Source organism: Hyalangium versicolor (assembly GCF_020103695.1).
Lineage (GTDB): Bacteria > Myxococcota > Myxococcia > Myxococcales > Myxococcaceae > Hyalangium > Hyalangium versicolor.
Map to the genome: position 1 here is coordinate 45,766 of NZ_JAHXBF010000041.1, position 13,620 is coordinate 59,385.

Annotated in this window: 12 protein-coding genes; 8 read left to right on the forward strand and 4 right to left on the reverse strand. The window is 66.4% G+C overall.

Annotated elements, in window-relative coordinates:
* Positions 1-55 precede the first annotated feature (55 nt).
* Positions 56-985, reverse strand: a complete 930-nt coding sequence (locus KY501_RS48275; RefSeq protein ID WP_224372114.1) for a DMT family transporter — start codon at positions 983-985, stop codon at positions 56-58.
* A 390-nt stretch (positions 986-1,375) separates the two neighbouring features.
* On the opposite strand from KY501_RS48275, the gene KY501_RS48280 reads away from it, so the two are divergent.
* Positions 1,376-2,338 (forward strand): phosphotransferase, encoded by a 963-nt coding sequence (locus KY501_RS48280; RefSeq protein WP_224372116.1) that lies wholly within the window; start codon positions 1,376-1,378, stop codon positions 2,336-2,338.
* Positions 2,339-2,343: 5 nt separating this feature from the next.
* Here the strand turns inward: KY501_RS48280 and KY501_RS48285 are convergent, their stop codons facing one another.
* Complete coding sequence (locus tag KY501_RS48285; protein ID WP_224372118.1) at positions 2,344-3,081, reverse strand: SDR family oxidoreductase; 738 nt, start codon at positions 3,079-3,081, stop codon at positions 2,344-2,346.
* Positions 3,082-3,259: 178 nt separating this feature from the next.
* On the opposite strand from KY501_RS48285, the gene KY501_RS48290 reads away from it, so the two are divergent.
* The gene (locus KY501_RS48290) at positions 3,260-4,159 is read left to right on the forward strand and encodes an AraC family transcriptional regulator (protein ID WP_224372120.1); all 900 of its coding nucleotides are present in this window, start codon (positions 3,260-3,262) and stop codon (positions 4,157-4,159) included.
* Between the two features lie 17 nt (positions 4,160-4,176).
* Here KY501_RS48290 and KY501_RS48295 read toward each other — a convergent pair whose 3' ends face one another.
* Complete coding sequence (locus tag KY501_RS48295) at positions 4,177-5,094, reverse strand: transporter (protein ID WP_224372122.1); 918 nt, start codon at positions 5,092-5,094, stop codon at positions 4,177-4,179.
* Here KY501_RS48295 and KY501_RS54135 point away from each other — a divergent pair.
* The 6 genes from KY501_RS54135 to KY501_RS48325 all read left to right on the forward strand — a co-directional run bounded on the left by KY501_RS54135 (position 5,004) and on the right by KY501_RS48325 (position 10,291).
* Positions 5,004-5,348, forward strand: a complete 345-nt coding sequence (locus KY501_RS54135; RefSeq protein WP_224372124.1) for an antibiotic biosynthesis monooxygenase family protein — start codon at positions 5,004-5,006, stop codon at positions 5,346-5,348. The genes KY501_RS48295 and KY501_RS54135 overlap by 91 nt on opposite strands.
* A gap of 53 nt (positions 5,349-5,401) precedes the next feature.
* Entirely contained in the window at positions 5,402-6,337 is a 936-nt protein-coding gene (locus tag KY501_RS48305; RefSeq protein WP_224372126.1) for a solute carrier organic anion transporter, read from the forward strand.
* A gap of 347 nt (positions 6,338-6,684) precedes the next feature.
* Positions 6,685-8,940 (forward strand): ATP-binding protein, encoded by a 2,256-nt coding sequence (locus tag KY501_RS48310; protein ID WP_224372128.1) that lies wholly within the window; start codon positions 6,685-6,687, stop codon positions 8,938-8,940.
* Entirely contained in the window at positions 8,937-9,422 is a 486-nt protein-coding gene (locus KY501_RS48315; RefSeq protein ID WP_224372130.1) for a response regulator, read from the forward strand. The genes KY501_RS48310 and KY501_RS48315 overlap by 4 nt, the downstream gene beginning before the upstream one ends.
* Positions 9,423-9,489: 67 nt before the next feature.
* Positions 9,490-9,951 carry an SRPBCC family protein gene (locus KY501_RS48320; RefSeq protein ID WP_224372132.1) on the forward strand — a complete coding sequence of 154 codons (462 nt, stop codon included), beginning with the start codon at positions 9,490-9,492 and terminating at the stop codon, positions 9,949-9,951.
* The gene (locus tag KY501_RS48325; protein ID WP_224372134.1) at positions 9,941-10,291 is read left to right on the forward strand and encodes an ArsR/SmtB family transcription factor; all 351 of its coding nucleotides are present in this window, start codon (positions 9,941-9,943) and stop codon (positions 10,289-10,291) included. Before KY501_RS48320 ends, KY501_RS48325 begins: the two co-directional genes overlap by 11 nt.
* A gap of 78 nt (positions 10,292-10,369) precedes the next feature.
* Here the strand turns inward: KY501_RS48325 and KY501_RS48330 are convergent, their stop codons facing one another.
* Positions 10,370-13,603, reverse strand: a complete 3,234-nt coding sequence (locus tag KY501_RS48330) for a glycoside hydrolase family 3 protein (protein WP_224372136.1) — start codon at positions 13,601-13,603, stop codon at positions 10,370-10,372.
* Between the last annotated feature and the right edge of the window lie 17 nt (positions 13,604-13,620).

Genomic DNA, 13,620 nt, shown 5'->3' on the forward strand with positions numbered 1-13,620 from the left:
TCAAGGCCATGTCAAGAGGTCGGCCAGTTGCCTACCGCCGTGACCTACCGAGGCTTCACGCCCTCGTCCGGTGCTGGAGCAGGCGGCGCAGCCCTGCTTCTCCGCTGACCAGCCCGATGCCTACGAGCACCAGCACCGCACCCAGGACGAAGTTCAGGGTCAGGGGCTCGTCGAGGATGAGCACCCCCAGCGTGACGCCGAACAGCGGCGTCATGAAGGAGAAGACGGCCAGGTTCGACGCAAGGTAGCGGCGGAGCAACCAGAACCATGCGAGGTAGCTGGCGAAGGACACCACGACTCCCTGGAACAGCACGCTGCCCACCACGATGGGCGTCAGGGTCGTCCGCCCCGCCTGCCCCGTAACGAGCGCCACGCCGAGCAACATCACGAAGGCGACAGCCAGTTGGTAGAAGAGGGTCAGGCCCGGCGGCGCCTCGGAGAGGCGCGAGGTGCGCACCGCCACCGTGGTGGCGCCCCAGGCCAGCCCTGCCCCCACGGCCAGTGCATCTCCCAGCAACGTGCGTGCATCCATGTGCGCCGAGGACGTGCCGCCGATGAACGCCACCGCGATGCCCGCGAAGCACACCCCGATGCCCAGCCACTGGAGAGGCCGCAGTCGCTCGCCCGGCAGCATCAGGTGCAAGCCCAGCGCGGAGAAGACCGGCGACGTATAGAGGAACACCGCCACGTGACCCGCGCTGGTGTAGCCAAGACTCAACGCCACGAGCAGGAATTCGACGGCGAAGAGGACACCCGCGAGCAGCCCTCCTGGAAGAGTGCCCTGGCGCAAGCCCTCCCAGCCTCCCCGCCACGCCATCAGCAGGCCCACGAGCAGCGCCGCGAGGCCCGAGCGCAACGAAGCCTGGAGCACGGGAGCCATGTCCCCAGCTGCCAGCTTGATGGCCACCTGCTGCAGCCCCCACAGCGCGCACAGCAGGACCATCACCTGGAAGCTGAAGGCATCGGTCTCGCGGCGGGCACTCATCGGGGGCATCCTCTAGGGAAGAGGTGAAGAGGCCTCCCATGAACCAACCAGTATCGCGGGTCAAGCTCGAGACGACACCCTCAGCCGGCCACGATGGCATGCCCCTACATGCTCGTAAGCCTGAACCCCTTCATCGCGCACACCGGAGGCACTCTCCGTCATTCGGTGAGGGAGACATCCCCCCAGAAGCCAATCCAGTGATCGACCTGCTTCATCGACTCCTGCGGCTTCTCGTAGGACCACGCGGCACGTTCGCTCCGCGATCACCTGACCGTGCCGCGTCGCTTTCATGTGCTCGACGGTAGCATGTACAGGGACTCACCCTCCCCGCCTGTGTTCGAATAGAACACGATTTCGGACGGATCCTCCGGTCCCTCTCGGTGGTGATGCATGACTCGCGAATCGCTCACGAACCTTGAAGCCTGCTTGCCCGAGAATCTCCGGGAGCCTGGCACCACCATCACCCGGATCGCCGCGGGAATGTCCGGTGCCGGCGTCTACCGGGTCGAGGCCGCCGGACAGACGTTCGTGCTGAAGCTCTCGGCGGACAACGAACCGCTCGAGGGGTGGCGCCACAAGCTCCACCTCCAGCAGCTCGCGTCGAACGCAGGCCTGGCACCTCGCGTCGTCCACAGTGACGAGGCCCGGCGCGCGGTCGTGAGCGCCTTCGTGGTCGACCGCTCGTTCCCAGCGCTCTATGGAGATCCACGCACCCGAGAGTCCGCGCTCTCGAAACTGGGCCAGATGATTCGCCGCGTGCACGAGATCCCGCTGCCGCCGGACGCGGAGCCAAAGGACCCGCGGCAGACGCTCACCGCCCTCTGGGCAGGGCTCGAGGGGACCTTCGCTGTACCGCCGTTCGTCCGCGACGCGGTACAACGCGCGCTCTCGGAGGAGGTCCCCGCCCGTGAGCGCGCTCCCGTCCTGAGCCACAACGACGTCAATCCGACCAACCTCGTCTACGACGGCGAGAACCTCCTGCTGCTCGACTGGGAGACCGCTGGACCGAATGATCCCGCCTACGATCTCGCGGCGATCTCCGTCTTCCTCCGCATGGACGAGGCCACCTGCCGACAGATGTTGGAGGCCTACGAGGGAGCGCCGGTCTCTCGGTTCCCCGCCCGCTTTGCCTACTACCGCCGACTGGTGGCCGTCATGTGTGGCACGGCCTGCCTGCATACGGCCCGCCGCAGCGGACACCCAGGCGCCACGGGGGCTGAGACTCTCGACGCAACCCCTTCACTCGGAGACTTCTACCAGCGGATGCGGGCCGGCTCGCTGAACATCGCCACGGGGGAAGGGCAATGGTGGTTCGGCCTCGCCCTGGTGAAGACAGGCTTCGCCGAGCTCTGAGCGCTTCAGTAGGGGCTTGCGGTCGGCCGCACGATGATTTCGCTGACGTCGACGTCATCGGGTTGCTCGATGGCGAAGGCAATGGTCCTGGCGACTGCGTCAGCGGGGATCGAGATCCGCCGGAAGTCCTTCATGACCTTCTGGGCGAGCGGATCGCTGATGCTCTCGGCGAGCTCCGACTCGGTGACTCCCGGCGAGATGACCGTCACCCGGATGTCGCCCCCCACCTCCTGGCGCAGCCCCTCGGAGATGGCCATGACGGCGAACTTGGTCGCGCAGTACACGGCTGCCGTGGGCGAGACACTGTGGCCGCCAATGGACGAGAGGTTGATGAACTGGCCGCTCCCCTGCTTCTTCATCAGAGGCAGTCCCGCGGCGATGCCATGCAGCACGCCCCGGATGTTCACGTCGATCATCCGGTTCCACTCGTCCACCTTCAGGGCCTCCAGCTTGGACAGCGGCATGACGCCCGCATTGTTGATGATCACGTCCACGCGGCCGAAGGCCCCGAGCGCGAAGTCCACGAACGCCTCCATGTCCTCGCGCCGCGTCACATCCAGCGCGCGGTAGCGGGCGGAGCCACCCTCGGTGGTAAGGGCCTTCGTGAGTGCCTCGAGCCTGTCGGTGCGCCTGGCGCCGAGGACCACGTGAGCGCCTTCCCTGGCGAGCACGCGGGCCGTGGCCTCGCCAATCCCGCTGCTGGCTCCGGTGATGAGTACGACCTTTCCCTTGATTCTGGACATGGCTGTTCCCTCGAAGTTCTGGTGTCAGGAGCCCGGGGCGAGTGCGCCTCGGGACTGGGCCAAAACTAGGAACCTGGCGGGGGTGGCCGGTAGACCATTCCTGGCGCGTTCTAGCCTATTCCTGCAAGGCCTCCTCAGACCGTGCGCCATGTCCGTAGAGAGAGTAGCTTGATCCTCCATGGACCCCACACGACTGGCGGAGCTGGCCGCATGGATCCAGCGCTTCACCCCTGGGGATGGCGTGCACCCGACGGCCATCGAGCGCGTGTCCTTCCTCCGCGCCGCGCGGCCCGGCGAACCGCTGCGCGTCCTCTACCAACCCGCGCTGTGCGTCATCGCGCAGGGGAGCAAGCAGGTGATGCTGGGCGAGGAGGTCTACCCCTATGACGCCTCGCACCACCTGGTGGTGTCCGTGGACCTGCCCATCACGGGCCAGGTGACGCGAGCGACGCCCAAGGCGCCGTATCTCTGCTTCCAGCTCGACCTGGATCCCGTCGTGCTCGCCGATCTGATCCTCAAGGCGGGCCTTCCTCCACCAAAGCAGCAGGGCCCCTCTCGAGGCCTGTTCCTCGGCGAGACGTCCTCGGTGTTGCTGGATGTGGTGCTCCGACTGGTGCGGCTGTTGGAGACACCCGAGGACATCCCCACGCTGGCCCCGCTGGCCATCCGAGAGATCCTCTACCGACTGCTCAAGGGAGAGCACGGCTGGAGGTTGGCGCAGATTGCCACGGTGAACAGCCAAGCGCAGCGTATTGCCCGAGCCATTGGCTGGCTCAAGAGCCACTTCGCGGAGCCGCTGCGCATCGAGGATGTCGCGCGCGAGGTGCACATGAGTCCCTCCTCGCTGCATCACCACTTCAAGGCCGTCACGGCCATGAGCCCGCTTCAGTATCAGAAGCAGCTGCGGCTCCAGGAGGCTCGCCGCTTGCTGCTCAGCGCGGACGTGGACGTGGCCACGGCGGGCTTCCGGGTGGGCTACGAGAGCCCCTCGCAGTTCGGCCGCGAGTACCGCCGCCTGTTCGGCACGCCGCCGGGGCAGGACGTGCGGCGGCTGCGGGAACTGGAACAGGCGAGCTGAGGAGCGAGCGTGGGCACTCAGCGGCGGGGCTTGGAGGGTTGCTTCTTCGCCGGGCGCTTGGGCTTGCGGAGATCGTCCTCGCTCTTGGGGAGTGTGGGGCCCTCGCCGAGATCAAACTCGTAGGTGCCTCCGAGCAGGGCACGGAACTGGTAGATGTCCCACAGGCCCGGCGTCACCGACACACCGGCCACGGCCTCCAGCACCAGGCCCGGGAAGGCCTCGTAGCGAATCACCGGGATGATCTCTGCCTGGACAGCGTTGTCCTGCCACGCCGGGGTGATGGCATCCTCGAGGAAGTAGCGGCCCACCACCTCGAGCCCCACCAGCGTGAAGTTGTCGAGGTTGTAGGCCCCCGCCAGCCCGAACTGCACCGCGTCGGGCACGTCGAAGTCGGCCAGCTCGCCGCGGCTGCGCGTGCCGTTGCGGAGGTAGCTGGCGTTGAGCATGAAGCGCAGATCCTTGCTCGGGCGCAGTTCAGCAATGAGGCTGCCCTCCACGTCCCAAGTGCCGTCCGACAAGGTCGGCAGGACGGTGTCGAGATCACTCGGCCCGGTGGGAAGGGTGCCGCGCACATAGGCGGCCAGCGCGAAGGTGGGCTTCTCCAGGAAGGTCCACTGCAGCCCGATGGGAATGTCGCCGAAGGCCAGCTTGAACTCCTCGTCTCCCGGCAGGCCCAGTGCGAGGACTTCGAGGTAGATGTTGGCCTCCAGGGAGTCGACGATGCCGAAGCGGGCGCTGGGCGAGATCTGCTGGTAGGGCTGGGACTTATCGAAGTCCAGGGAGAAGAAGCCCTGGTAGCGCAGGCCCAGTTCCAGGTTGCCGCTGCGGGTGGTCTCGGCGGTGCGTGTCACCATGGCGCGGTAGGGCTTTGCCTGCACGGCGGTGGCGGACAGGCACGCGACGACGAAGGCGAAGAGGGCGGCACGAGCGTTCATGCCGGCAGACCCTACCCTTCGACAACGGCGGAGACCACGGCGTATCGACTTCCGCCACGGTCGAATTGGAGCGGGCGGACGCGCTGCTGAAAGTCCTGTCCCAGGCAACCGAGGACACCATGCGTCACATGCCCGGCTTCATCTCCGCCAATCTGCATGTGAGCGCAGACCGCCGTCACATCGCCAACTATGCCCAGTGGCGCAGCCGGGCGGACTACGACGCCATGCTCAAGAACCCCGAGTGCTTCGAATAAATCGAAATGACGGCCGACTCGTTTCCTTGCCCCACCTTCAACAGGAGCTGCTCATGAAGAATCGTCTGGTCGTCGTACTGATGGGGCTTTCCCTCGGGGTGCTGGCCGCGTGCGGTGAAGTGGCGGAGGCGAAACCCCCGGGTAGGTCGGCCCAGGTAGACCCCGTGACCCACGAGCCGTCCTGCAATCTCTGCCCCGTAGAGGCGGTGAAGAAGGGCCACGTCACGAGCACATCACGCACGCCTGTCCAGGATGCCGCGACGGGTGGCTATTACTGCCCACCATGTGATGGCGAACCGAGCCCCTGCGGGGACGGCCTCTGCAGCAACAATGAGACCTGCTCGTCGTGTAGTTCTGACTGCGGCACCTGCCCGCCGAGCACCTGGTGCGGTGATGGTGCCTGCAACGGTGGCGAGACGAGCACGACCTGCCCGTCGGATTGCCCCAGCACCACTTCGGGTCCCGTGCTGGGACGCTTCTCTCGCTGGTGCGGCAAGGTCAACATCCACACGGACGCGAACGGAAGCTGGTCGTCGGATGGGGACTGTGTGTCTGGCTGCAACATCGGGGGCTTGGAGTACTGCCAGAAGTTGTGGCCGGCCTCGATCGGAATCCGGCAGGTGGCCGTCTCCTCGAAGGCGAACAATGTCTGGGCCAACCGCGGGTGCTCCGGGATCATTGATGAGTACGACGGGTCGGACGAGTTCGAGTGCGTGGGCCCGCCGCAGGTGGTGGGCCGCATCTCGCTCTACTGCGGGAAGGTGAACATCCACACGAATGCGAGCGGGAGCTGGGCGTGGGACTCGGACTGCACGTCCGGGTGCAACATCGGCGGCGTGGCCTACTGCCAGAAGTTCTACCCGAACGCGACGAGCATCCGGCAGGTGCCCATCTCCTCGAAGCCGAATAACGTGTGGATGCAGCGCGGGTGCTTCTCCGCCAACGAAGACTGGGACGGGGACGCAGAGTACGAGTGCCTGACCAACTGAGCCCTGCCTGAACTCGGCCCTGCTCAAGAGAACCGAGCCCTGCCTGTAGACGCGGGCTCCCTGGGTGCTCGCACGCGCAACCAGCTCGCGGACATGCTGGCGAGTCTCGAGGTCTCCCTCGACGCGTCGGAGCTCGCCCTTCTCGAGGCCGCGGTGGATGCTTGGCTCCTTCCAGGGAGGAACAGACCTGCCAGGCTCGGGGGGCTCACGTCCTCTTGAAAGCCTTCCTGCCATGACGCGGAGCGCCTCGAGTACGGGACTGCCCGTGCCCGAGGCAGGCTCGGGAAGGAATCTCCTCTAGGGTGGTATTACTCGGGTCCAGTTGGCTGCACTGTTCCCTGACCGCCATGTCGTCTCCGCTCCCCCCTCCCTCCGCCTCCCTGGCCCGCGCGACGCTCCTCAAGATGGGCGTGCGCGTCGCGATCGTCATCGCGCTGGCCACCTTCGTCAGCTACCTCCACATCCTCGGGACGTTGCGCGACGAAGCACTCCAGAAGCTGGAGACCCATGTGTCGGAGCGCAGTCAGCGAGAGGAGACCATCTTCCTGCTGGCCCAGGACGACCACGTCCAGCTCAAGAAGGCCCTGGAGCGGAGCCTCCAGACCTGGAGTCAGCAGGATCCCAACCCCCGCTTCGACAGCTTGTTCGTGCGAGGACCGGATGGCGCGGTGCGTCCTCGCCGGGAATCCTTCGATGGAACCCAGATGGTGGGGGTCTTCATCCCCCACGGTGTGCCGGACAGCCTCTCGCTGCGCCGCCACCTCCTGGCGGCGTATGACGTGGCCGCTCAGTACGGGCCTGCCTTCGAAGGCCGATTCTTGAACACCTACATCGTCCTGGCAGAAGGGGCGACCGTCTTCTGGTGGCCCCAGCACCCCCAGTGGGCCTTCGAGGCCCCGCCGGACTACCCGATCCTCGACGGCGAGTACTACACCATCGCCCTGCCCGCTCAGAACCCCGAGCGACGCACCGCCTGGACCGGAGTCTATCGGGAGCTGACGACCCAGAGCTGGATGGTCACCGCCTCCACCCCGTTGGACATGGACGGCAGCCAGGTCGCGACGCTGCACCACGACGTCCTGCTCGATGAGCTGATGAAGCGCTCCATCCACGACCACCTGCCCAGCGCCTACAACCTGCTCGTCCGCGACGACGGGCAGCTCATCGCCCACCCCGACCTGAACGTCGAGAATGCCTCGGTGGCCTACAACATCCTGGGCAACACCGGGTCACCGGAGGAGGGAGCCCCCGCACGGCTCGCCTCCGAGGAGCAGAAGACCCACCTGCGCGCGCTCTTCGAGCAGCTGAAGCGGCGCAAGCCGGGGCAGTCCGTCCTGGAGCTCCCCGGGTCCGACGAGTACCTGGCCGTGGCGAAGCTCCGGGGACCCGATTGGACTTTCGTCACCGTGCTGCCCCAGAGCGTGGTGTCCTCGGCTGCCTTCGGCACGGCGCGCTATGTCCTGCTCTTCGGCCTGGCCTCGCTGCTGCTGGAGCTGGCCATCATGTACTGGGTGCTCCGCCAGGAGATCTCCCGCCCGCTCCAGGACTTCACCCAGGCCACCCACCGCGTGGCGGCCGGGGACTATCAGGTCCGGCTGAACACCTTGCGCCGTGACGAGTTGGGCCAGCTCGCGGGGGCCTTCCAGGCGATGTCCGACAAGGTCCAGGAGCGCGAAGAGGATCTGCGCACGACCAACGAGCACCTCGAGCATCGCGTCGACGAGCGCAGCCGGGAGCTAAAACAGGTCCACGAGCAGTTGGTGCAGACGGCGCGACAGGCGGGCATGGCGGAGATCGCCACCAACGTGCTGCACAACGTGGGCAACGTGCTCAACAGCGTCTACACCGCGGCCCAGCTCGCCAAGGAGCGGCTGGACCGGATGCGGCTCGACCACGTCACCCGCGTGGCCACCCTGCTCCAGGAGCGCCAGGGTGACCTGGCCACCTTCCTCACCCAGGAGGAGCGCGGGCGGATGGTGCCCACCTTCCTGGGCAAGCTGGGGCGGAGCCTGCTCGAGGACCGTGAAGAACTGCGCCTGTTGCTCGACGACGTGGGCCGGTACACCGAGCATATTGGCGACATCGTCAAGGTGCAGCAGACCCATGCCCGCCCTCCCCGGCTGGACGAGGCCGTTTCCATGGAGGCGCTGGTGGAGGACGCGCTGCGCATCAATGCGGCCGCGCTCGCCCGGCACGAGGTGAAGCTGGAGCGGCAGATCTCCACACTCCCGCCAGTGGTCACCGACAAGCACAAGGTGCTGATGATCCTGGTCAACCTCATCAGCAACGCCAAGTACGCCATGGATGGCGTCCCCGTGGCGCAGCGACGTCTGTTCGTGGGGCTGGATCAGCAGGAACCCGACCGCGTCAGCATCACGGTCCGCGACAACGGCGCGGGCATTCCTCAGGAGATGCTCACACGCATCTTCCAGTATGGCTTCACCACCCGGAAGGAAGGGCACGGCTTTGGCCTGCACTCCAGCGCGCTGGCGGCCCAGCAGTTGGGCGGCACCCTGACGGGCCAGAGCGATGGTCCGGGGCAGGGAGCCACGTTCACGCTGGAGCTTCCCCGTGATTCCACGCAGAGGGTGAAGAGCGCATGAACCCCAGCAAGAAGCGAATCCTGATCATCGACGACTCCGAGGCCATCCACGAGGACTTCCGGCGAATCCTCTGCCCGGAGAAGAGCGTGAGCGGCGGTGAGATCGACGAGATGGCGGACATGCTCTTCGGCACAGCACCTGCTCAAGGGAGCGTCGCGCCGGAGTTCGAGGTGGACTCGGCGCTTCAAGGGCAGGAGGGGCTCGCCAAGGTGGAGACGGCACTGGCCTCGAGGAGCCCCTACTCACTGATCTTCCTGGACTACCGGATGCCCCCTGGCTGGAGCGGCGTCGAGACGCTGCGGCACCTGAGAAGGGTGGTGCCCACGTTGCCCGTGGTGCTCTGCTCGGCCTACTCCGACTATTCCTGGGAAGAGATCCTCCGGGAGTTCGAGGAGGGCACACGGCCAAGAGAGTTGCGCAAGCCCTTCAACAGCCAGGAGCTGCGCGAGCTGGCGGCGCGCCTCACCCAGAGCGCTCCCTGAATCGAAAGGCAACCCTTTGGTTGCGCTTCGGACTCACCATCCCTAATATGCAACCAGGGGGTTGCATATGGGCACTACGAACACCGATCGCATCGAGAAGAAGACGTTGCTCCGCGCGCCGCGCTCCCGCGTCTGGCGGGCGCTCACGAATGCCGAGGAGTTTGGCAATTGGTTTGGCGTCAGGCTCTCCGGCGAGTTCGCGCCTGGGGCTCGCCTGAAGGGCAAGGTCACCCACCCAGGCTACGAGCACGTGCCGTTCGAGATCACCGTCGAGCGGATGGAGCCCGAGCGGCTCTTCTCCTGGCGAGGACCGCTGACGGTCAAACCAGACGAGCCTCCTTCCGCTCAACCCACCACCCTGGTTGTCTTCGAGCTCGAGGAGGTACCCGGCGGCACGCAGCTCACGGTCACCGAATCCGGCTTCGATCAGATTCCTCTCTCCCACCGCACGGAGGCCTACCGAGGCAACGAGCAGGGCTGGGCCATCCAGATGGAAGCCATCGGGCGCTATCTCGGCCATGCCGCGTAATGTGGGAGTGAGCACACCCGAGCTGAGAGCCTCCGCGCCCATCTTCGCGGCGCTCGGGGACGAGACGCGGCTGCGGCTGGTGGCCCGCCTGTGCGCGGATGGCCCCATGTCCATCGCGCGGCTCAGCGACGGGGCGGATGTCACCCGTCAGGCCATCACCAAGCACCTGCATGTGCTGGCCGAGGCCGGGCTGGTGCGCAGCGAGCGCCAGGGTCGCGAGAGCATCTGGGAGCTCGAGCCTCAACGACTCGACGAGGCGCGCCGGTGCCTGGATCGCATCTCCCAGCAGTGGGACGCAGCGCTCGGCCGGCTCAAGGCTCTGGTCGAGAGCGCGGACTGAGCCGCCCCCAGGCAGGCGCTGAATGAAACAGGGGCCAGGGAGGGGTGCCTCCCCCTGGCCCGCTGCTTCAACACACGCTTAGTTCAGCTGCTTCTTGATGCGGATGTTCCGCAGCTGGAAGTGGATGTTGCCTGCCTGGTCGTCCCAGGCCGGCAGCATCTCCAGCACCGAGCTGACCCGGCCCTTGTTCCAGGTGGCCGGGTAGGACGCGTTGGAGAACGGCACCTTCACCGTCGTCCACGTGTCGAGCGCCGGGTGCCCGATGAGGGTCTTCAAGTCACCCGTCGTGCAGCTGTCCGCCTTGCGGTCGCAGATGATCTTCACCCAGAAGTCCTGGGTCGTGGCGCCGTAGTCGAGCACGCGGATCTCGAACTCCACCCCCCCCGTCTCGGCGATGGAGGAGACATCCATCAACTGCGGCTCCTTGAGCCCGAAGGCGAAGCCACCGTTGCCGCCGCCCTCCTTGAGGCCCTTCAAGGAGACGTCGATCACCTTCTCGCCCCCGCCAATGTCGAAGCCGGAATCCACCGTGACGGTTCCCGACGTCCCGCTCGTCCACCCGCTGGGCGCGGCGAACAGGTTGGTGTCGGCGACAGCGCCGTTGACGTAGGCATCCTTGTCCTCGGTGATGGACACCGGAGGCGGAGGAGGCGTGGTCGTGCAGCTCACGTTGCCGGCCCGGTTGGGCTCCCAACGGATGTTGGCGAGCGTCACATCCAACACGCCCGAGGTGTAGAGCAGGAAGGGCGTGTTCACGGTGCTGAAGTCCAGGCCCGTGTCCTCGAAGCACTTGAGGGGAACAGCGAGCTCGCTCCAGCCCTTGCCCTCCAGGCCCTTGAGGGTCTCCGTGAGCTGGATCTCCCCAAGGCACGGGTAGATGCAGTGCATGGAGAGGTTCACCTGGGCGGCCGGCGCGACGTTCACCTTCGCCGCGAAGACGAGGGCGCCGCTGGAGTTCAGGTAGGGATTGAGGGGACGGCCCACGCCGCCGTTCTTGTTCTGCATGTAGACCTGGCCCGTGCCGCTGAACTTTACGTTGGCGGCGGCCCACTGGATGCCGCCCCCGTCGTCCACCGGCGTGACGCTGAGTTCATTGGCGGCCAGGGCCGTGGTGTTGCTGGTGTTCTGCAGCACGTCGATGCCGCCCCAGTTGGACGGCGCGCCGATGCGCATCACCCAGTCGTCCTGGTTGCCGCGCTCGAAGATGACCAACGGGGTGTTGGTGGTGCTGCCATCCCCGTCGGTGACGCCACAGCCCTTGGTCTGGGTCGTCTCGTCGAGCGCCCCCAGCTCCTGGGCCTGCGCGTAGGTCAGCCCGTAGCCGTATGCGAATTGCGCGTCGTAGCTCGCATCGCCCTTGTTGAGCGAAACCTGGCAGGGCGCCTTGGGCCACGAGTACGAGAGCTTGCCGTGGAAGTCGTAGTTGATGGAGTTGTCGTCCTTGCGGAACAGCACGTCCGTCATGCCCGCGCCCTCGGTGCCCGGCAGCCAGGCGGCGACGAAAGCGTCCGACGCGTTGAGCTCCTTGTTGGAGTAGAGCGGACGGCCGGAATAAAACACCGTCACGATCTTCTTCACGCCCTTGGCCTTCAGGCTCTGCAGCAGCGTGTAGTCCTCCGGGCGCAGCCGGGAGAGCTCCAGCGTCTTCGTCTTGCCGATGTCGCCCTGGCCCTCGGCGTAGGGCGTCTCGCCAATCACCACCACGGCGGCGTCGTAGCTGTCATCCGCCAGGGTGCCATCCACGCTGGTGTCGAGCTTGGCGTTGGGGGCGATCTTCTGGATGGCCTGCCAGAGGGTGGTTCCGCCACCAAAATCATCGTTGGTGTTGTCCGTGCCCTGCCAGGTGAGGGACCAACCACCGGACTGGTTCGACAGGCTGTTGGCGCTCTTGCCCGCCACGAGGATCTTCGCCGAGCGCGACAGCGGCAGCGTCCCGCCGTTGTTCTTGAGGAGCACCAGCGACTTGCGCACGGCCTCCTGCGCCACGGCGCGGTTGTCGTTGGTGCCAATCTCGTGCGAGGCGTTGCGCAGCGACGGCTTGGGCTTGTCGAAGAGGCCGGAGCGGAACTTCACGCGCAGGATGCGGCGGACGGCGTCATCGAGCCGCGCCTGGGGGATCTCCCCGCTCTTCACCGACGCGATGGTGTTCGTGATGAAGGGCTTCCAGTCGGCGCGGTAGGGCACCATCACCATGTCGACGCCGGCGTTGATGGCCTGCGGGCAATCCGCGTTGGTGCAATCCCGGGGCGAGTCGCTGTTGGCCTTGGTGATCTGCCCGATGCCGTTCCAGTCGGAGATGACGAAGCCGTCGAAGCCCAGCTTGGTCTTCAACACGTCCGTCAGCAGGTACTTGTTGCCGTGCATCTTGTAGGCCTTGGCCGTCTCTCCCTTGGCCGCGTCCTGCCAGCTGCTGAAGGAGGCCATGACCGTCTGGGCTCCGGCCGCGATGGCCGGGATGTAGCCGCGGGCATGGACGGTGCGCAGCTCCTTCTCCGTCACATAGGTGATGCCCTGGTCCTTGCCCTCCTTGGTGGCGCCGTCGCCCAGGAAGTGCTTGGGGGTGGCGATCACCTTCTCGCCGCTCTTCGCATCCTTGCCGAGCTGCCCCTGGAGCCCCTCGATCATCTTGCCGCCGAAGGCCTCGACGATGGCGGGATCCTCGGAGTAGCCCTCGTAGGTGCGGCCCCAGCGGTCGTCCCGCACGACGGCGAGCGTCGGCCCGAAGGCCCAGTCCAGGCCCGTGCGGGCTACTTCGCGCGCCGTCACCTCGCCGATGCGCTTGATCAGCTCGGGATCATTGGCGGCGCCCAGCCCGATGTTGTGCGGGAACATCGTGGCGCCCTTCACGTTGTTGTGGCCGTGGACGGCATCCACGCCCCAGATGATGGGGATGCGGTGGGGATTGGCCGCATCCATGGAGGCCTCCCACAGCTGGTCGGCCAGGGCGTTCCACTCGTCGGGGGTGGAGGCCTTCTTGCCGTTGGGCCATGCGCCACCGCCGTTGAGCACCGAGCCGAGGTGGTACTGCTTCACCTCTTCGGGGGTGACGTTGGAGATCTCCACCTGGGTGATCTGCCCGACCTTCTCCTCGAGCGACATGCTGGCCAGCAGGGTGTCGATCTGCGCCTCGATGGCGGGATCCTTGGGAATGGCGCTCGTGACCGGGGCCCAGTCGTCGGGTTGCTCAATGGGGGGATCCGGATCCGGATCCGGCTTGGGGTCCGGCTTGGGGTCATCCTTACAGGCCGCGAGTGCCAACAGCAGGAGGGCAACGCGAGAAGCACGCTTCCGCCGTGAGAGCGATCGTTCCATGTGAACTCCAGTGTTTC